Source organism: Gluconobacter sp. P1C6_b (genome assembly GCF_018811945.1).
GTDB lineage: Bacteria > Pseudomonadota > Alphaproteobacteria > Acetobacterales > Acetobacteraceae > Gluconobacter.
The window spans coordinates 1-1,160 of sequence record NZ_JACRVU010000061.1 but is presented as its reverse complement, the minus strand read 5'-3'; the positions used below and the strand labels follow the sequence as shown (position 1 = coordinate 1,160).

Genomic DNA, 1,160 nt, shown 5'->3' with positions numbered 1-1,160 from the left:
GTCTTCCCGGAAAAGGTCGCCGCCATCCCCTCGATCGCCTGCCGTTTCCACTGGGCGATCATCGTCTGATGTACCCCATGTTTCGAAGCCAGTTCCGCCAGCGTCAGTTCCCCACGGATCGCCTCCAGCGCAACCCGTGACTTGAACTCTGCCGCATACCGTTTCCGCGTAACCTTGCCCATAAAACCCGTCCTCGTTCAGGCCAGATGATAGCTTATCGCCCTGTCCGAAAAATGGGGACCACCTCTCCCAGACGGTGCATTTCGACGGCTATCCGTATGTTATCCGGCAACTCAGACAACGCTTCCTGAAGCCGGAAAATTTCCATACGAGAGAGAGTCTGTTGTTCTGGCGAAGCTTCCGCGATGCCATTTCGGCCAGATTTGTATCTGAATCCGCGACAAATATCCGTTCGCGCCTTTTCCGTGACCGGATATGGTCGAGGGCCAGATTATGCACTACGCGTCGCAGATAAGCCGCTGGTTTTTCCAGTAACTGCTTGGCTGCGGCTTCAGCCAGTCGGCATAAGCCGCCTGGACAACCTCTTCTGCCTGATCACGGCTTCCCGTCAGACGCCAAGCGTAACTCACCATTTCGCCGTGCGCCTGCGCGCTATGTTTGTAGGTTGCCGTGCTCACCCGCCGCTGTCCTGAATTCCGACTCACAAAGTGAGAACCGTTCGCATTTCTAGTTACGTCAGGACACCGTGAAAAGCAAGGAGAACGGAAGTAGACCTAAACGGCCTGGACCGATTCCTTCCCTTCCCGGCCCTCTTCTGGCGCGCCTTGTGCGCAGGGTTGCTACGTGGGATTTCTCTGCCGATTGATTCCTATATGATTCCAGTTGTTGCTCTGGAACGCCAAAAGGCGGCTTGCGCCGCCTTTTAAGTCATTGATTTTGTTTGTGAATTCATGGTTGCGGGGGCAGGATTTGAACCTGCGGCCTTCAGGTTATGAGCCTGACGAGCTACCGGGCTGCTCCACCCCGCGGTGGTGTTTGTTGATGTTGGGGGATTGGTGTGGTGAGTTGGGTAGGCTGGGGGACCTGGCGGCGACCGACTTTTCCGCACCTTAAGGTGCAGTATCATAGGCGCTGAGGGATTTCACGGCCGAGTTCGGGATGGGATCGGGTGTAGGGCCCTCGCAATGGCCACCAGGTCT

2 protein-coding genes, 1 tRNA gene and 1 rRNA gene are annotated in these 1,160 nt (G+C 56.4%); all 4 read right to left on the bottom strand.

What is annotated here, in order from left to right; genetic code table 11:
• Nucleotides 1-182, bottom strand: a 182-nt coding sequence (locus KP701_RS16105; RefSeq protein WP_215747293.1) for a transposase, incomplete at its 3' end; no start/stop codon positions are given.
• Between the two features lie 276 nt (nucleotides 183-458).
• Nucleotides 459-638 (bottom strand): hypothetical protein, encoded by a 180-nt coding sequence (locus KP701_RS16095; protein WP_215747908.1) that lies wholly within the window; start codon nucleotides 636-638, stop codon nucleotides 459-461.
• A gap of 274 nt (nucleotides 639-912) precedes the next feature.
• Nucleotides 913-989, bottom strand: a tRNA-Met gene (locus KP701_RS16090).
• A 53-nt stretch (nucleotides 990-1,042) separates the two neighbouring features.
• A 5S ribosomal RNA gene (rrf, locus tag KP701_RS16085) occupies nucleotides 1,043-1,157 on the bottom strand.
• Nucleotides 1,158-1,160: the final 3 nt, after the last annotated feature.